The 18,148-nt window shown below is 67.8% G+C and carries 14 protein-coding genes; 10 read left to right on the top strand and 4 right to left on the bottom strand.

Features of this window, described 5'->3' with window-relative positions:
- The first annotated feature begins 76 nt into the window (after positions 1 to 76).
- The 3 genes from MRBLWH13_RS08830 to MRBLWH13_RS08820 all read left to right on the top strand — a co-directional run bounded on the left by MRBLWH13_RS08830 (position 77) and on the right by MRBLWH13_RS08820 (position 6,165).
- A complete protein-coding gene (locus MRBLWH13_RS08830) occupies positions 77 to 3,484 on the top strand; it encodes a pyruvate carboxylase (protein WP_341958172.1) in 3,408 nt (1,135 codons plus the stop codon).
- A gap of 66 nt (positions 3,485 to 3,550) precedes the next feature.
- Positions 3,551 to 5,674, top strand: a complete 2,124-nt coding sequence (locus MRBLWH13_RS08825) for a MinD/ParA family protein (protein ID WP_341958171.1) — start codon at positions 3,551 to 3,553, stop codon at positions 5,672 to 5,674.
- Positions 5,674 to 6,165, top strand: coding sequence for a peptide deformylase (locus MRBLWH13_RS08820; RefSeq protein ID WP_341958170.1), 492 nt, complete (start codon positions 5,674 to 5,676; stop codon positions 6,163 to 6,165). Before MRBLWH13_RS08825 ends, MRBLWH13_RS08820 begins: the two co-directional genes overlap by 1 nt.
- Before the next feature lie 63 nt (positions 6,166 to 6,228).
- Here the strand turns inward: MRBLWH13_RS08820 and MRBLWH13_RS08815 are convergent, their stop codons facing one another.
- Positions 6,229 to 8,061 (bottom strand): long-chain fatty acid--CoA ligase, encoded by a 1,833-nt coding sequence (locus MRBLWH13_RS08815; protein WP_341958169.1) that lies wholly within the window; start codon positions 8,059 to 8,061, stop codon positions 6,229 to 6,231.
- Positions 8,062 to 8,212: 151 nt separating this feature from the next.
- Here MRBLWH13_RS08815 and MRBLWH13_RS08810 point away from each other — a divergent pair, with 151 nt between their 5' ends.
- The gene (locus MRBLWH13_RS08810; protein ID WP_341958168.1) at positions 8,213 to 8,911 is read left to right on the top strand and encodes a lysophospholipid acyltransferase family protein; all 699 of its coding nucleotides are present in this window, start codon (positions 8,213 to 8,215) and stop codon (positions 8,909 to 8,911) included.
- Positions 8,912 to 8,948: 37 nt separating this feature from the next.
- Positions 8,949 to 10,289, top strand: a complete 1,341-nt coding sequence (locus MRBLWH13_RS08805) for a 3-deoxy-7-phosphoheptulonate synthase class II (protein ID WP_341958165.1) — start codon at positions 8,949 to 8,951, stop codon at positions 10,287 to 10,289.
- Positions 10,290 to 10,373: 84 nt separating this feature from the next.
- Here MRBLWH13_RS08805 and pknB read toward each other — a convergent pair whose 3' ends face one another.
- Positions 10,374 to 12,320, bottom strand: a complete 1,947-nt coding sequence (gene pknB, locus MRBLWH13_RS08800; RefSeq protein WP_341958163.1) for a Stk1 family PASTA domain-containing Ser/Thr kinase — start codon at positions 12,318 to 12,320, stop codon at positions 10,374 to 10,376.
- A gap of 79 nt (positions 12,321 to 12,399) precedes the next feature.
- Positions 12,400 to 13,593, bottom strand: coding sequence for a LysM peptidoglycan-binding domain-containing protein (locus MRBLWH13_RS08795; RefSeq protein ID WP_341958161.1), 1,194 nt, complete (start codon positions 13,591 to 13,593; stop codon positions 12,400 to 12,402).
- A 260-nt stretch (positions 13,594 to 13,853) separates the two neighbouring features.
- On the opposite strand from MRBLWH13_RS08795, the gene MRBLWH13_RS08790 reads away from it, so the two are divergent.
- Positions 13,854 to 14,159, top strand: coding sequence for an Rv2175c family DNA-binding protein (locus MRBLWH13_RS08790; RefSeq protein ID WP_341958267.1), 306 nt, complete (start codon positions 13,854 to 13,856; stop codon positions 14,157 to 14,159).
- A 44-nt stretch (positions 14,160 to 14,203) separates the two neighbouring features.
- Here MRBLWH13_RS08790 and MRBLWH13_RS08785 read toward each other — a convergent pair whose 3' ends face one another.
- Positions 14,204 to 15,292, bottom strand: coding sequence for a polyprenyl synthetase family protein (locus MRBLWH13_RS08785; RefSeq protein WP_341958158.1), 1,089 nt, complete (start codon positions 15,290 to 15,292; stop codon positions 14,204 to 14,206).
- A gap of 97 nt (positions 15,293 to 15,389) precedes the next feature.
- On the opposite strand from MRBLWH13_RS08785, the gene MRBLWH13_RS08780 reads away from it, so the two are divergent.
- The 4 genes from MRBLWH13_RS08780 (at position 15,390) to MRBLWH13_RS08765 (ending at position 18,130) form a co-directional block, all read left to right on the top strand.
- Positions 15,390 to 15,761, top strand: a complete 372-nt coding sequence (locus MRBLWH13_RS08780) for a DUF3040 domain-containing protein (protein WP_056306969.1) — start codon at positions 15,390 to 15,392, stop codon at positions 15,759 to 15,761.
- Positions 15,762 to 16,058: 297 nt separating this feature from the next.
- Positions 16,059 to 16,490, top strand: a complete 432-nt coding sequence (gene mraZ / locus MRBLWH13_RS08775) for a division/cell wall cluster transcriptional repressor MraZ (protein WP_311259213.1) — start codon at positions 16,059 to 16,061, stop codon at positions 16,488 to 16,490.
- A 117-nt stretch (positions 16,491 to 16,607) separates the two neighbouring features.
- Positions 16,608 to 17,546: a 16S rRNA (cytosine(1402)-N(4))-methyltransferase RsmH gene (gene rsmH / locus MRBLWH13_RS08770; RefSeq protein ID WP_056516463.1), complete on the top strand. Its 939-nt coding sequence runs from the start codon at positions 16,608 to 16,610 to the stop codon at positions 17,544 to 17,546.
- Positions 17,543 to 18,130, top strand: coding sequence for a hypothetical protein (locus tag MRBLWH13_RS08765; protein WP_341958152.1), 588 nt, complete (start codon positions 17,543 to 17,545; stop codon positions 18,128 to 18,130). The genes rsmH and MRBLWH13_RS08765 overlap by 4 nt, the downstream gene beginning before the upstream one ends.
- Positions 18,131 to 18,148 lie beyond the last annotated feature (18 nt).

Genomic DNA, 18,148 nt, shown 5'->3' with positions numbered 1-18,148 from the left:
CCCCTAGGCTGGGTGCACACTCAGCCCCGCCCCGTGCGCGACGATTCAGGCGTGCATCGAGCCCCCAGAGGTGTGCATGTTCCAGAAGATCCTTGTGGCGAACCGCGGCGAGATCGCGATCCGTGCCTTCCGCGCGGCATTCGAGGTCGGAGCCAGGACCGTCGCCGTCTTCCCTCATGAAGACCGCGGGTCGGTCCATCGGCTCAAGGCCGATGAGGCGTACGAGATCGGCGAGCGGGGCCATCCGGTCCGCGCGTACCTCGATGTCGACGAGATCATCCGCGTCGCGAAGGATGCGGGGGCGGACGCGATCTACCCGGGTTACGGGTTCCTCTCAGAGAACCCGGAGCTGGCGGAGAAGGCAGCCGCGAACGGCATCACCTTCATCGGCCCGCCGGCGAAGGTGCTCGAGATGGCGGGAAACAAGGTCGAGGCCAAACGCCATGCGATCGAGGCCGGTGTCCCCGTGCTCCGGTCGACCGAGGCATCCGACGACGTCGAGGCGCTCGTGGCTCAGGCGGCAGAGATCGGGTTCCCTCTGTTCGCAAAGGCCGTCGCCGGCGGTGGCGGCCGCGGCATGCGTCGGGTCGAGTCGGCCGCGGAGCTCGCCCCCGCACTCGCCGAGGCGATGCGCGAGGCCGAGAGCGCCTTCGGGGATCCGCGGATGTTCCTCGAGCAGGCCGTGCTGCGTCCTCGCCACATCGAGGTGCAGATCCTCGCCGACAAGTCCGGTGAGACCGTCCATCTGTTCGAGCGCGACTGCTCGGTGCAGCGTCGCCACCAGAAGGTGGTCGAGATCGCACCGGCCCCGAACCTCGACGACAGCATCCGCACGGCACTGCACGGCTACGCCGTCGCATTCGCCCGCTCGATCGGATATGAGAATGCCGGGACTGTGGAGTTCCTTCTGGAGACGGCGGGGGAGCGCACCGGCGAGGTCGTCTTCATCGAGATGAATCCACGCATCCAGGTCGAGCACACGGTCACGGAAGAGGTCACCGACGTCGACCTCGTGCAGAGCCAGATGCGCATCGCCGCCGGTCAGACGCTCGCCGAGCTGGGACTCGAACAGAAGAACCTGCACGTGCGGGGCGCTGCTCTGCAATGCCGCATCACGACCGAGGACCCTACGCAGGGGTTCCGACCCGACACAGGGAAGATCACGACCTACCGCTCGCCCGGTGGAGCCGGAATCCGCCTCGACGGCGGCACCGTCCACCAGGGCGCGCAGATCAGCCCGCACTTCGACTCGATGCTGGCGAAGCTGACCTGTCGCGGTCGCGACTTCCCGGCGGCCGTCGCCCGTGCGCGGCGTGCGCTGGCGGAGTTCCGCATCCGCGGCGTCTCGACGAACATCCCCTTCCTGCAGGCGCTGCTGGACGATGACGCGTTCATCGCCGGCGATGTGAGCACCTCGTTCATCGACGAGCGCCCCGATCTGCTCCGAGGTCGCGAGTCGAAGGACCGCGGCACGAGGATCCTCAGCTGGCTGGTCGATGTCACGGTCAACAAGCCGCATGGCACGCACCCGGGGCCGCTCGACCCGCGGACCAAGCTGCCGGCGATCGACCTCTCGGTCGAGCCGGCCGCGGGGTCGCGCCAGCGGCTCCTCGAACTCGGCCCCGAGGGATTCGCGAGAAGCCTGCGCGAGCAGAGCGCTCTCGCCATCACCGACACGACGTTCCGGGATGCGCACCAGTCGCTGCTCGCCACACGAGTGCGCACGCGGGACCTCGTCGCCGTCGCCCCGCACATCGCCAGGATGACGCCCGGACTGCTCTCGGTCGAGGCCTGGGGCGGAGCAACCTACGATGTCGCGCTGCGGTTCCTCGGGGAAGACCCGTGGGAGCGCCTCGACAAGCTCCGCGCGGCACTGCCGAACATCGCGATCCAGATGCTGCTCCGGGGACGCAACACTGTGGGGTACACGCCGTACCCGACAGCCGTGACGGAGGCATTCGTGCAGGAGGCGGCAGCCAGCGGCGTCGACATCTTCCGGATCTTCGACGCGCTGAACGACGTCGAGCAGATGCGCCCGGCGATCGAGGCCGTCCGCAACACCGGTACGGCGGTCGCCGAGGTGGCGCTCTGCTACACGGGCGACCTGCTCAACCCGGCCGAGGACCTCTACACGCTCGACTACTACCTGCGCCTCGCCGAGCAGATCGTCGCGGCCGGCGCCCACATCATCGCCATCAAGGACATGGCAGGGCTGCTGCGCCCCGCCGCGGCCGCGAAGCTCGTCACGGCCCTGCGCGAGCGGTTCGACCTTCCCGTCCACCTCCACACGCACGACACCCCTGGCGGACAGCTCGCGACTCTTCTGGCCGCCAGCGCCGCGGGCGTGGATGCGGTGGATGCGGCATCCGCACCGCTCTCCGGCACGACGAGCCAGCCGTCGCTCTCGTCGCTCGTCGCCGCGCTCGCGCACACAGACCGCGACAGCGGCATCGATCTCGGCAGCGTCTCGGATCTCGAACCTTACTGGGAGGCCGTCCGCCGGGTCTACGCGCCGTTCGAGTCCGGCCTGCCCGGACCCACGGGGCGTGTCTACCGCCACGAGATCCCGGGCGGCCAGCTCTCCAACCTCCGGCAGCAGGCGAAGGCGCTGGGCCTCGCAGACGACTTCGAGCTCATCGAGGACATGTACGCCGCCGCGGACCGCATCCTCGGACGTGTTCCCAAGGTGACGCCGTCGTCGAAGGTCGTCGGGGACCTGGCGCTGCACCTCGCGGCGGTCAAAGCCGACCCCGCAGACTTCGAGGCGAACCCCGAGAAGTACGACGTGCCGGATTCCGTCGTCGGATTCATGGCCGGCGAGCTCGGAGACCTCCCCGGCGGCTGGCCGGAGCCCTTCCGCACCAAGGTGCTGGCCGGTCGGTCGGTGCGCACCGGACTCACCGAGATCTCGGCGGACGACGAAGCGGCGCTCGCGGGTGACAGTGAAAGCCGTCGCTCTCGTCTGAACACCCTGCTGTTCCCGGCTCCGATGCGCGAATTCACTCAGATGAGGGAGCAGTTCGGCGATCTCTCGGTGCTCGACACCAGCGACTACCTCTACGGACTCGTGCAGGGGCAGGAGCACCTGGTCGAGATCGACCGCGGAGTGCAGCTGTTCGTCGGCCTCGAGGCCATCGGCGACGCGGACGACAAGGGCATGCGCACAGTGATGACCACCCTCAACGGTCAGCTGCGACCGGTTTTCGTGAGGGACAGGGCGGTGGCCGTCGACACACACGAGATCGAGAAAGCAGACACCTCGGTCGCGGGGCACGTGGCCGCGCCGTTCTCCGGCGTCGTGACGCTCAAGGTGGAGGTCGGCACCGCGGTGCGGGCCGGCGAACCGGTCGCATCCATCGAGGCGATGAAGATGGAAGCGGCCATCACCGCCTCCGTCGACGGCGTGATCGAACGCCTCGCCATCGGGACGACGCAGCAGGTCGAAGCAGGAGATCTTTTGGTCGTCATCAGCCCGGCGCACTAATCTTGTGCGGGCGAGGCCGCGCTCGACGCAGCGCACCCGAGGCCCGCACAAGCTTGGAGCGACAACGTGACCCCGAAGAACGTGGCAGAAACGCCGGACGAGGAGTCCAGAGGGGTGCTCGACGACGCCGCATCCCTGGACACCTCGGGCATCGGCATCCTCGGCAACACCGCTCAGGTGAGCGTCATCCTCCCGAAGGACGACGATGACGACCTCGAAGACGACAGCGTCGTCGACGGCGAGGTCGTCGCTGATCTGATCATCGACGAGCCCGTGGCCGCTGCGAAGGCCGCAGCCGAGATCGAGGCGGCCGAGGTATCTCCACCGGTGCTGGGATCTGCTCCGATGATCATCGAGCTTCCCGCGGAACCTGCGGGTGCGGAGACAGGTGCTGATGCTGATGCTGATGCTGATGCTGATGCTGAGGACGAGCCAGCTGTTGCTGCTCGACCCGGTCGCCCGGCCGAGCCTGAAGCAGACACGGCGGCTGTGCCGAACGTCGACGTCGACGTTGACGACGACATCGAGCCTGAGCCTGAGCCTGAGCCTGAGCCTGAGCCTGAGCCTGAGCCTGAGCCTGAGCCTGAGCCTGAGCCTGAGCCTGAGCCTGAGCCTGAGCCTGAGCCTGAGCCTGAGCCCGAGATCGGGCTCGAGCTCGAGCCCGAGCCCGAGCCCGAGCTCGAGCCTGAGCCTGAGCCGGAGATCGAGCCCGCTGACGACGTCGCGATCGTACCGTCGTCCGATGTCGCACGCGAGGCGCATCTCGAGGCTGAGTCGGCCTCGGACATCTCCGAGGCCGATCCTGCTGTCGATTCCCTGGCCGAGCCCGCTCCCGCGAAGGAGACGGAGTCAGAGACTGCACCCGAGCCTGAGCCTGAGCCTGAGCCTGAGCCTGAGCCTGAGCCTGAGCCCGAGCCCGAACCCCGGATCACTCGTGAGCGCGCGACCGTGCGCGATTCGCCCGCATCGACGCCGGTCGAGGCGACTGCCGCCGCTGACTCCACGGGCACTGACGTGGTTGCCCAAGAGGCCGCGGCTGCCGCGGCATTCATCGCGAGGGCGCGCGCCGACCTCGACGCCGGGCGCGGCCCGCGCCGATCGGCGGCCGCGGCATCACTCGCCAAGAAGGAGAGTCAGCCAGTGGAACAACCCAAGAAGGCGTCGGCCCCCGCACAGACCACCCGTGCCGGGCGCGCGGAGGTGCAGCTCGCGTCGAAGCGACTGGACGACTTCGGCGACTCGTCGCGTGAGAGCGCTGACCTCCTCACGGCGGATCGGCTGCTCGATCCGCACCGACTCACCAAGCCGGAGCCGGAAGGCGCGTGGAGCCACTTCCTCTATACGATCTCCGGTCGCCGGATCAACATCGGCGACGGAAAGCGCGCGCGTCAGCGCAAGGCGCTGAGCGCGAGGATCGCCGCTCCGATCGTCGGCGGTGCTCGATTCATTCCCGTGCTGTCGCGCAAGGGCGGCGTCGGAAAGACGACGATCACAGCGCTGCTCGGCATGGCACTCGCGGATGCACGTGATGATCGAGTCATCGCCGTCGACGCGAATCCCGATCGCGGCACACTCGCCGAGCGCGTCGTGCGCCCTCATCACAACAAGACCGTGCGCGATCTCGTGCGCATCCACGACGAGGTGCGGGGCTATCACGACATCTCCGCGATCGTCGCTCGTGATGCGACCCGACTCGACGTGCTCGCCTCCGATTCCGACCCCCGCATCGCCGAGGCATTCAGCGACCGCGACTACCGGGACGTCGCCGGCGTCGCTGCCCACTACTACTCGCTGGTCCTGACGGACACGGGGACGGGCATCGTCCATTCGGTGATGTCTGCCACACTCGACCTCGCCGATCAGCTTGTGATCGTGTCGGGGCTCAGCGTCGACGAGGCGCGGCTCGCGTCCGAGACCCTCACCTGGCTCGAGAGCAACGGCTATGCCGAGCAGGCGCGCGATGCGGTCGTGGTGCTGAACCAGTCGACGCCCGGGGCGCCGCTCGTGCGCCTCAACGAACTCGAGGCGCACTTCCGTACGCGCGCCAAGAACGTGGTGCGGATGCCCTACGACGCTCAGATCGCCGGCGGCGGAACCATCGTATTCGCGAACCTTCAGCCCGAGACGAGGGTGGCCGCGCGCGAGCTCGCCGCGCTGCTCGTCGAGGGCATCCGGGCGAAGGGCGCCTGATGGCGGTTCGCGAGATCCGGGTCTTCGGAGACCCCGTGCTTCGTACCGTGTGCAGCCCGATCGACGACATCGATGACGGCGTGCGCGCCCTGGTGACGGATCTGGTCGACACCGTGGAGGTTCCGGGGCGCGCAGGCGTCGCCGCCCCCCAGATCGGTGTCGCCGTCCGGGCATTCAGCTACAACATCGACGGTGACATCGGCTATGTGCTCAATCCGGTCCTGACCGAGGTGCGCGGAGAGCCCGTGCCGACGGGTGAGGGATGTCTGTCCGTCCCCGGGCTCTGGCACGATGCGATGCGTCATCCGTGGGCCCGGGTCGAGGGGATCGACCTCGACGGCGAACCGGTGGTGCTCGAAGGCGGAGGTCTCCTGGCACAGGCGCTCCAGCACGAGACGGATCACCTCGACGGCAAGCTGTACCTCACGCGACTGGATGCCGAGACGCGCAAGCGCGCGATGCGCGAGGTGCGCGAGAGCGACTGGTTCTGACCGGTCGGTGAATATGAGAAGGGCCCCGCCGAAGCGGGGCCCTTCTCATATGCTCGGGTCGTCTCAGCCGCCGATGGCGACGTTCGTCGTAGAAACGGGCTCGTCGTAGATGGCGGCGATCTCGTCGGCGAAGTCGCTCATGATCACGGCCCGCTTGATCGAGAGCTTAGGCGTCAGGTGTCCAGACGCCTCGGTCCATTCGCTGTCGAGGATCGTGAACTTGCGGATCGACTCGGCACGGGACACACGGGCGTTGGCGGCATCCACCGCCTTCTGGATCTCGGCGCGCACCGCATCGTTCTTCGCCGCGACCGCGAGGGACATGTCCTTGTCGAGTCCGGCATTCGCGAGCCACGTCGGCAGCATCTCGGAGTCGAGCGTGACGAGCGCCGAGATGAACGGCCGCTGGTCGCCGACCACGACGACCTGCCCGATGATCGGGTTCGCGCGGATCGGGTCTTCGAGAGCGGCCGGTGCGACGTTCTTGCCGCCCGCCGTGACGATGATCTCCTTCTTGCGACCGGTGATCGTGAGGAAGCCCTCGGAGTCGAAGCTGCCGATGTCGCCGGTGTGGAACCAGCCGCCTTCGCTGAACGCCTCCGCAGTGGCCTCGGGGTTGTTCCAGTACTCCTTGAACACGTTGATACCCCGCACTTCGATCTCGCCGTCGTCGGCGAGCCGTACCCCGACGCCGGGAAGAGCGGGGCCGACGGTGCCGATCTTCGACTTGTCGGCGAGGTTCACGGTCGCGGGGGCCGTGGTCTCGGTGAGGCCGTAGCCCTCGAGGATCACGACTCCGAGGCTGTGGAAGAAGTGACCGAGTCGCGCGCCGAGCGGAGCTGAGCCCGAGACGGCGTAGACGATCCGGCCGCCCATCGCCTCGCGCAGCTTGCTGTAGACCAGCTTGTTGAACAGCGCGAACTTGAGCCGGGTCCCGAACGGGACGCTCTTTCCCTCTTCGACCAGCTTGGAGTGCTGGATGGCGACGTCGGCCGCCGCGCGGAAGATCTTGCCCTTGCCTCCGGCCTCTGCCTTCTGTTCCGCCGAGTTGTAGACCTTCTCGAACACGCGCGGCACGGCGAGGAGGAAGGTCGGCTTGAAGGAGCCGAGCGCCGGCAGCAGTTGGCGCGTGTCGGGCTGATGCCCGGTGCGGACGCCCGCGTGGATGTTGAGGATCGAGATGAAGCGCGCGAAGACGTGCGCGGTCGTGATGAACAGCAGCGTCGAGGAACCGGGTGTCTGGACGACTGCATCCAGCGCCTTGGCGGAGTTGCGGGAGAGCTCGACGAAGTTGCTGTGCGTGAGCACGCAGCCCTTGGGGCGACCGGTGGACCCGGACGTGTAGATGAGGGTGGCGATGTCGGAGCCGACGGCGATGTTGCGGAGGCGCTCGATCTCGGCGTCCGGCACGGAAGCCCCCTGCGCCGTGAGCGCGTCGATGGCGCCGAGGTGAAGCTGCCACACCTCGCGGAGCAGCGGCAGGTCGCCACGGACCTCGTCGAGTCGGGCGAAGTGCTCGGGGGATTCGACCATGACGGCGATCGCGCCCGAATCCTCGAGGATCCACTGGATCTGCGACGGCGAGCTGGTCTCGTAGATCGGGACCATCACGGCACCCGCGTAGAAGAGCGCGAAATCGACGAGCGTCCACTCGTAGGTGGTGCGGGCGAGGAAGCCCACCTTCTCGCCGGGCTGGATGCCGGCGGCGACGAAACCCTTCGCGAGAGCGATGACCGCGGTCTGGAAGTCGGCGGCGGAGATGTCGCGCCAGCCGTCCCCGTCTGGGACGGCGAACAGGGGGCGATCCGGAGTCGCCTCGACGCGCTTGGCCAGGAGGTCGGCGATGTTCGCTTCGGGATCGGCGGGGACGACGGCGGGGACTTCAAACTGGACCACGGCAGCTCCTTCGGTACCGGTCGGGCACTGGGTTGCACACGAGTCTAGGGCATGGCACCGGGTCGCACATCTGATGAGACTGAGTCGCCTTTCGCGGTCGATCGGAAGCGGGCGCTGGCGGTTCGTCATCACGGCGCTAGACTTCACCTCGATGTTCTACTGGCTCATGAAGTACGTCGCGATCGGACCCGTCGTCAAGGCCGTCTTCCGACCGTGGGTGGTCGGGCGTGCGAACATCCCGGCGAGCGGCGCGGCGATCCTCGCCAGCAACCACCTCTCGTTCGCGGACTCGATCTTCCTGCCGCTCATGATCGATCGCCCCATGTCGTTCCTCGCGAAGAGCGACTACTTCACCGGGCGGGGGATCAAAGGGTGGGCCACGAAGTTCTTCATGAAGGCCACCGGCCAGATCCCGATCGACCGCTCGGGAGGTAAGGCTTCCGAGGCGTCGCTGAACACCGGGCTCCAGGTGCTCGGGAGAGGTGACCTGCTCGGCATCTACCCGGAGGGCACCCGCAGCCCGGACGGACGGCTCTATCGAGGCCGCACCGGCATCGCCCGGATGGCGATGGAAGCGAAGGTCCCGGTCATCCCGGTGATCATGGTCGACACCGACACCGCGATGCCGATCGGTCAGAGGGTGCCACGGGTCACACGCGTGGGGATCGTCGTGGGCGAACCCCTGGATTTCTCGCGTTACGCGGGTATGGAGAACGACCGCTACATCCTGCGGTCGGTCACGGACGAGATCATGGTCGCGCTCCAGCGACTGGGGGAGCAGCAGTACGACGACGTCTACGCCTCGACCGTGAAGGACCGTCTCCCGGCGCGCGTCACACGGCGCCCCTGAGGCATCCCGGGTTCGCGCCGAGCACTAGGCTGGAGTCATGCTCCAGCACCACATCGACGCGCTTGATGCGTGGCGTTCGCTCCCGATCAAGCAGCAGCCTCAGTGGCACGACGCCGCTCGCGTAGCCGAGGTCTCCGCACAGATCTCGACGCTTCCGCCCCTGGTGTTCGCCGGCGAGGTCGACAACCTGCGCGACCGTCTCGCACGCGCGGCATCCGGACAGGCCTTCCTGCTCCAGGGCGGTGACTGCGCCGAGACCTTCGCCGGAGCGACCGCCGATCAGATCCGCAACCGGATCAAGACCGTTCTGCAGATGGCTGTCGTGCTGACCTATGGGGCATCGATGCCGGTCGTGAAGATGGGGCGTATGGCGGGGCAGTTCGCCAAGCCGCGATCGAGCGACACCGAGACCAGAGGCGACGTCACTCTGCCCGCATACCGCGGCGACATCGTCAACGGCTACGACTTCACCGAAGGATCGCGTCGTCCGGATCCGGCCCGACTGCTCCAGGGCTACCACACCGCCGCCTCGACGCTGAACCTCATCCGTGCCTTCACGCAGGGTGGCTTCGCCGACCTCCGCGAGGTGCACTCCTGGAACAAGGGCTTCGCCCAGAACCCGGCGAACCAGCGCTACGAGCGCATGGCTGCCGAGATCGATCGGGCCATCAAGTTCATGGAGGCGGCCGGCGCCGACTTCGACGAGCTCACCCGCGTGGAGTTCTTCACAGGCCACGAGGGTCTGCTGATGGACTACGAGCGCCCGATGACCCGCATCGACTCCCGCACGGACACGCCGTTCAACACCTCGGCGCACTTCCTGTGGATCGGTGAGCGCACGCGCGAGCTCGACGGCGCGCACATCGACTACTTCTCGAAGATCCGCAACCCCATCGGCGTCAAGCTCGGCCCGACGACGACGCCCGAGACGGCTCTGGCTCTGATCGACAAGCTCGACCCGAACCGTGAGCCCGGACGACTGACCTTCATCACGCGCATGGGAGCGGGCAAGATCCGCGATGCTCTGCCACCGCTGCTCGAGGCCGTCCGCGACTCGGGCGCGCAGCCGCTGTGGGTCACCGACCCGATGCACGGCAACGGCATCACGACTCCCACGGGGTACAAGACGCGTCGCTTCGACGACGTCGTCGACGAGGTGCGCGGCTTCTTCGAGGCGCACCGCGCCGCGGGCACGTTCCCCGGGGGCATCCACGTCGAGCTCACCGGTGACGACGTCACGGAGTGCCTCGGCGGATCCGAGCACATCGACGAGGCAGCGCTCGCGACTCGCTACGAGAGCCTCTGCGACCCGCGTCTGAACCACATGCAGTCGCTGGAACTGGCCTTCCTCGTGGCTGAAGAGCTCGAGAAGCGCTGATCCCGCATAACTGAAAAGACGAACCGCCCTTCCCGATCTCGGGGAGGGCGGTTCGTGGTTCCGGGGTCGCTCGCGCGACCCGGATCAGCCGCTGAGCTGGATCGAGAGCTTGACGTTGCCGCCGCGGGGGAGCTGCTTGTCGGCTCCTGGATCTTGGGCGGTGACGCGTGCCAGGTCGGCGAATCCGGGGAGGTCGCCCCATGCGGCGTAGCTGGAGGTGAAGCCGGCGTTCTCGAGAATGCCCTTGGCTTCGACGAGGGTCTTGCCCGAGACGTCCGGAACCGGGAACAGCTCCGGCCCCTTCGAGACGATGAGCTGGACAGTGTCGCCGGGGCGCCAGTTGCCCTCTTCGGCGCGATCGGCGACTCCGATCACGAGGTCCTTCGCGACCGACTCGCTGAAGACGGACTGGACGTCGCCCGCGACCAGGAGCTGCTTCTCGGTGAGGGTGTTCGTCGCCTGGTCGACCGACATCCCGGACACGTCGGGGAAGGCTCCAGCCGAGACATAGAGCTCGACCGTGTCGTCTTCGAGCAGCTCGCAGCCCTCGGCGCAGGGATAGACCTCGCCGCCGTCGCGCGGGGTGACGAAGGCGTTGATCACCCGCCCGGCATCGGCATCGGAGAACAGCACCAGAGACGTCTCGGTCGTGTTGACCTTGATGCCCGACAGGTAGTCACGGGCCTCCTGCTCGGTCTTGCCGTTGAGAGCCTCCGCCGTATGCGAAGCGGGGCCGACGGAGATGTAGACAGTGACCTCGGTGCCCTTGTCGAGTCGCTCGCCTTCATCGGGATCGGTGCGGATCGCCTGATCTCGCGCCACATCGATGGAGTTCTCCTCGCCACGGACAGGAACGAATCCTTCGGCGGTCAGCGCGTCGGCCGCGGCCTCGTACGAGAGCCCCGCCACCCCCGGCACAGCCACGAGGGAGCCCGGCCCGGAGCCGAACCACCAGCCGACGCCGCCGGCGACGGTGGCGAGGAGCAGGACGAAGGTCAGCAGGAACGCTCCGCGTGCGCGACGTCTCGACGATCGGCGACGCAGGAGGGTCGCGTTGTCGACGGCTTCCGGAACCGGAGCCGTCGGGTCGGCGATCACCATCGTGCTCGGCATGACCTTCGTAAGGTCGGCCGAATCGGCCTGAGAGCGCTGCGAGGTGGTCGCCGCAGCGACAGCGGGGGCTATGCCGAGGCCTCGCTCGATCTCGCGCAGACGCTCGAGCATCTGCCCGGCGTCGTCCGGGCGTTCGTCCGGCGACTTCTCGGTCGCCCACAGCACGAGCTCGTCGAGCTGCTCGGGAACCCCGGGGTTGCGCACACTCGGGCGCGGCACGGATTCGGTCGCATGCTGGAAGGCGATCTGCATGGGCTGCTCGCCCTTGTAGGGCTGCTCGCCGACGAGCATCTCGTAGAGCATGATGCCGAGTGCGTAGATGTCGCTGCGGGCATCCGCGGTGCCGCGGGTCACGAGTTCGGGGGCGAGGTAGGCGATCGTCCCGAGAAGCTGCTGTCCGGTGGCGGTGTTCGCGGTCGTCGCGCGCGCGAGCCCGAAGTCGCCGATCTTGATGCGTCCGTCCTCGGCGAGCAGCACGTTCTCGGGCTTGACGTCGCGGTGGACGATCCCGGCGCGATGCGCGGCGGAGAGTCCGGCGAGCACAGCATCCATGATCGTGATGGTCTGGGGGATCGTGAGGCGCTTCTGCTCGCGCAGGAGTTCGCGCAGCGTGATACCCGGGAGGTACTCCATCACCAGGTAGGCGAGTTCGCCGTCCTGACCCTGGTCGAACACGTTCACGACGTGCGGGTCGGCCAGTCGAGCGGCCGCACGGGCTTCCTGGATGAAACGACTCTGGAAGGCCGAGTCGTCGCTCAGGTGCGCGTGCATGACCTTCAGGGCGATGCGTCGCTCGAGCCGGAGATCCGTGGCCACGTACACGGTGGCCATGCCGCCGCGTGCGATGCGGGCGCGTACCCGATACCGACCGTCGACAAGCCGCCCGATGAGGGGGTCGGCCTGCTGATTGGTCGTCACGTCAAGATTCTATGGAGAACTGCCTGAAAGCTTGGGGAGCGGCTCGCCCCTGGACCCTGCGGGTTTGCCCGGAAGAGGGTCACCCGTGAAGGCCGAGCCACTGGTATGCCTGGGTCTCCCACTGGCCGTAGCGCTCAGGATAGGCCGAGATCTGCACCGCCTGCGCGGCATCCGTGAATCGCATGCCCTCCCAGCCGGTGATGTCGAGGAGACCCCGGGAGCCCTGCCCGTTGGGGTCCGATGCGCCGCCGAAGAACACGCGGGTGCTTCGGTCGGCGTCGATCGCCTGCTCCGGTGTTCCCCAGCCCATGCTCGGTCGTTGCTGGAACAGTCCCAGCGAATCGCGGTCTCCCCATGAGAGGTTCCGCAGGCTGGATTCGACCATCGCGGTCGCGAGGGCGATGGCGATCCCGCGATCGGAGACTCCGAGATTCCGCCCGACGCTGATGATCAGGTGGGCGTTCGCGGCCTGCTCCGCGTCGAGATTCGCGAACAGCTGGCCGGGTGGCGCGGTCGCAGCGGCGGGCGCCGGTGCCGGTGCGGCGACCGCGGCGGCTGCGGCGACGACGATGCTCTGCCCGGGATAGATGATCGAGCCCGAACTCAGACCGTTCATCGCGTAGAGCTGCGCCACGGACGTGCCGTATCGCTGGGCGATACCGAAGAGCGTGTCGCCCGCGACGACCGCATGCGTCTGTCCGCCCGTGGCTACGGGGGCGGATGCGGGGGCCGCGGGGGCGACGGCCGCAGGCGCAGGCGTTCCCGAGAGCGCGAGCTGCTGACCGGGGTAGATGACGGATGCGCGGGTGAGCCCGTTCGCCGCCAGCACGGCGTCGACGCTCGTGCCGTACCGTTGCGCGATGCCGAACACCGTGTCGCCCGCGGCGACCACATGGGTCGCCGTCGCGGGAGCCTGAGCCGGGGGAGCGGCGGGAGCCACGGGCGCGGATGCCCCGGAGAGCGACAGCGTCTGCCCCGGGTAGATGACGGATCGCCAGGTGAGAGCGTTCCACGTGAGCACATCGACCGTGCGAAGACCGAAGCGGTTCGCGATCGACGAGATCGTGTCGCCGGGCTGCACGGTGTATGCAGCGGGGGGCGCCTCAGCCGTCTTGACCTGAGTGGCACTCGACTGGAGCCGCTCGATGGGCGGCGTGACGGCGTCTGCGGACGCGGGCACGACCGCGATCGCGCCAGACAGGGTACCCAGCACCGCGGCGGGTACTCCGAGCTGGAGATAGCGCGTTCGGCGCGCGACAGCATGCGTTCTCAAGGTGGTCTCCCTTGTTCGGCGTCTGCCCACGCTGACACGTATGTATACGGAAGTCAACAGAAGTGACGGGAGATACCACTGTGACGCATGGGACGAAAGTGACTCGATGGGCCGCGAGAAATGCGGCGACCGCGAAGAGATGAGATAGTGGCAACGTGTCTGTTCCGTCTGAAAGCAAGCCGTCTGAAACCTCGCAGTCCGAGACCGCGTCCGAGAACAGCGTGACCGCTCCCGGCGTCACCGCCACCGAGTGGCTGACGATGCCCGATCTCGTCGAGGTCCTCGACGAGGCGCTGGGCCGTGTGCGTCGACTCATCGACGAGCACTACCTGATCGGGTCGCGTCGCTCCGGCGTCTTCGCGGTCCCCTCGGTGTTCATCGTCGACGGCCAGCCGCTGTCCTCGCTGCGCGGAACGATCATCGTGCTGCAGGATGCCGGGTTCAGCGACGACGAGGTCATCGACTGGCTGCTCGCCCCCGAGGAGGAGCTGGGTCGTTCGCCGATCGACGCGCTCCTCGCGGGCCACAAGAGTGCGGTCCGCCGCGTCGCCCGCACGCTCGCCTGAACCTGCGAGCCTGATCGGACCTGCGAGCCTGATTGGAGCCGTGTTCAGGCTGACCGGACGGTGGCCGCACGCGCGAGATCGCGCAGGTCGCCCACAGCCGCGTTGTCGAGACGCGCGCCTGAGAGCGCGCGGTCGGCATCCTTCGCAAAGACGTCGATCATGCGTTCGACACGATCGAGCGCCCCGGAACCCGAGATGGTCGCCTGGAGGAACGCTACCTGCTCGGCTGTGAGGTCAGGGTCGCCGAGCATCTCATCGAACAGGTTGCGCGCCGACGTGTCGAGGGTCTCCCTGGTGAGCGCGACCAGAACCGTGCGCTTGCCCTCGCGCAGGTCGTCGCCTGTCGGCTTTCCCGTCACCGCGGCATCCCCGTAGACCCCCAGAAGGTCGTCGCGCAACTGGAACGCCATGCCCACCGGGTGACCGAACCGGCGCAGGGCGTCGAGTTGATCCTCGGCACCGCCCGCGATCGCCGCGCCGAGGACCAGGGGCTGCTCGATGCTGTAGCGCGCGGACTTCAGCGAGATGACGCGGAGAGCGCGCTCGACATGGGAGTCGGTCGCGTGCACGCTCCAGGCGGACTCCTCGGCGATGTCGAGGAACTGACCCACTGTGACGTCTCGGCGCATGCGACCGTATTCACGGCGCACGGCTGCGGCGTGGGGCAGCGGATCGATCGCATCCTCGAGCAGATCGTCGCTCCAGGCCACGAGCAGGTCGCCGAGGAGGATCGCCGAAGATCGGCCGAACGCCGCCGCGTCACCGACCCACCCGGCCTCACGGTGCGTCGATTCGAGCGCTCGGTGCGCCGCGGGACGACCACGGCGCGTATCGGAGTTGTCGATCAGGTCGTCGTGCACGAGGGCAGCCGACTGGAAGATCTCCAGAGCCGCGCAGACGTCCCAGAGAGCGGTCGGCTGCTGGGCATGCCGATCCCTGAAGCGGGCGACCGCCTGCCATCCGGCATGGCAGAAGCGGGCGCGCAGGCGCTTGCCTCCGACGAGGGTGTCGGCCGCCGAGTCGAGCAGGCCCATGGCGTCCGGCCCGTAGTCGATCGACTCCTCCCTCATCCGGTCGAGGAAGAGCCGCAGGCGGGCGGCGACGGCGTCGGAGACGAGTGTGGGGGACGGCACGACTCCCAGCATACGTAAAGCCAAACGGGGGCCGTGCGGCTAGCCCCGACCGACATACCGCGCGTAGAATGGATGGACGATACCCGAGGGGGACGAAATGCCACTCTCCGAACAGGAGCAGCGTCTGCTCGACGAGATGGAACGCCATCTCCTCCACAACGACGCCGATGTCGTGAGTGCGCCGTCAGGTGACCGCGCACTCAGCTACCGCAATCTCGTGTACGGAGCCTTGCTGCTCCTCGCGGGTGTCGGTGGACTGATCGTCGGTGTCGTGCTCGGCGATGTCTGGGGTGTCGTGGTCGGCGTCATCGGGTTCGCCGCGATGCTTGGCGGCGTCATGCTCGCCGTCACTCCCGTTCGTCGTCCACTCTCTGCAGTCCCCCGTGAGCGGGCGCCCAAGCAGAAGAGCTCGGCATCCTTCATGGATCGCATGAACGACCGCTGGGATCGCCGCCAAGACGGTCAGTGACCCACATCTCTTCTTCCTCGAAGGCCCGGATGCTCTGAGCATCCGGGCCTTCGTCGTTTTCCGGCCCGATGCAGGGTGAGGGCGGGCGATGCGCTCCGAGCGAGCTCTGTCCGCACCTGGTGCTCCACCTCCCTCCACCCGTCCTCCACCTCTCTCGACCGCGTAATCACGCGGATCTTCGGCGTGCCTGCACCCGCTCAGGCCTTCAAGCCGTGGATTGACCGTAGGTTTGTGGAGGAAAGTGGAGTAAAGTGGGGCGCACCTCGAGTTGGCCGGACGCAGAGGGGGTGATGGCTGATGTTGCTGGGAACGCATTCTCCGAAGTTGGACGACAAGGGACGGGTCATCCTTCCCGCGAAGTTCCGCGAAGACCTCGGTGGCGGCATCGTCGTCACACGAGGGCAGGAACGCTGCCTCTACGTCTTCAGCACGGCCGAATTCGAGGCGATGCACGAGCGGATCCGTCAGGCGCCGCTCGCGAACAAGCAGGCACGTGACTTCATGCGCCTGTTCCTCTCCGGTGCGAGTGCGGAGATGCCAGACAGCCAGAACCGCATCACCATCCCCGTGCACCTTCGTCAGTACGCGGGCCTGCAGAAGGAACTCATCGTCACCGGTGTCGGCGCCCACGCCGAGATCTGGGATGCCGAGAGCTGGAACTCCTACCTCGCAGCCGGCGAGGAGACCTACTCCGATCTCGAGCAGGAGGTGATTCCGGGACTGTTCTGACCACGGCTGTGATGCCCCGCCGCTCCTGCCCCGACACACTTCCCCGGTGCCGGGTCGAGAAGCGGAGGGGGATCAGGGCCCTGGTCTCCGACACACAGAGGTCACCCGAGAAAGATCATGAACCTCCGCGACATCCACACCCCCGTACTGCTCGATCGCTGCGTCGAGCTGCTCGCTCCCGCCCTGCAGGCCGACGGAGCGGTGCTCGTCGATGCCACTCTCGGCATGGGAGGTCACTCCGAGGCTCTGCTCGAGCGCTTCCCGAACATCCGTCTGGTGGGTCTCGACCGTGACACCGACGCGCTGCGCATCGCGGGGGAGCGGCTCGCCCGCTTCAAGGACCGGGTCACGCTCGTGCACACGGTGTACGACGAGATCGGGCTCCACGCCCAGGGCGCAGCCGGCATCCTCTTCGACCTCGGCGTCTCGTCCCTGCAGCTCGACGAAGCCGACCGGGGCTTCGCCTATTCGAAGGATGCCCCGCTGGACATGCGGATGGATCAGACGAAGGGCGTCACCGCGGCAGAGGTCATCGCGACCTACAGCGAGGGAAACCTCCGTCGCATCTTCGAGCGGTACGGCGAGGAGAAGCTGGCCGGCCGCTATGCCCGGTTCATCATCGCCGCACGCGAGAAGCAGCCGATCACCCGTTCGGGAGAACTCGTCGAGATCCTTCAGGCCGCCACTCCTGCTGCGGCTCAGCGGGCAGGGCACCCGGCCAAGCGAGTCTTCCAGGCCCTGCGCATCGAGGTGAACGCCGAGCTCAACGTGCTCGCCGACGCGATCCCCTCGGCCATGGACGCACTTGCGGTCGGCGGGCGCATCGTCGTGATGTCGTACCAGTCGCTCGAGGACCGACTCGTGAAGCAGGCGTTCGCTGCAGGCGCCGCATCGACCACTCCGCGGGGCCTGCCCGTCGAGCTGCCGGAGCACGCGCCCCGCTTCCGCATCATCACCAAGGGTGCCGAGCTCGCCGATGACGACGAGCGCGCCCGGAACCCCCGAGCGATCCCGGTTCGACTGCGTGCGGCAGAGAAGGTGCGGGAGACCTCATGAGCCTGAATGCGCTGGCACCCCGGCCTCGATCGCTGCCGGAAGCGCCGACACGCGCGCCGCGTCGCCGCCTCGAGCCCGTCACGGGCACACCGGTCCGCCGCAAGCCGAAGCTCGCCTACGCGCTCATCGCCGTCGCGGGTGCGCTCGCGATCGGAGCCGTGCAGATCGGGCTGTCGCTCGCGATCACCCAGGACTCGTTCACGCTGGCGAGTCTCTCGTCCGAGCAGCACGAGCTGGACCTCCGCACGAACGCGCTGCAGGAGGACCTGACCGGTCTGAGCTCGCCGCAGTCTCTCGCGACCGGAGCTGCCGCGCTCGGCATGGTGGTCGCCGGCTCGCCGGCCTACCTGCGACTCAGCGACGGTGCGGTGTTCGGCCAGGGAACAGGCGCGGTCGGAGCATCCACCATCGATCCGAACGGCGCCGGTGCGGTGAGCAACGCCCTGCTGAACGACGTGCCGGTGAACGCCTCGACGGAGGACGACGCCACGCCGGACGCCACGCCGGAAGGCACGGCAGGACAATCAGCCCAGGAGCTGCCGCCGGCCATCACCGACGGGCTTCCGAGCCCCAGCACCCGCTAGCCGGATCCACCGACCATC

The sequence above is a fragment of the Microbacterium sp. LWH13-1.2 genome (assembly GCF_038397735.1).
GTDB lineage: Bacteria > Actinomycetota > Actinomycetes > Actinomycetales > Microbacteriaceae > Microbacterium.
The sequence above is the reverse complement of the archived record's forward strand: the minus strand, read 5'-3'. Positions and strand labels throughout refer to the sequence as shown.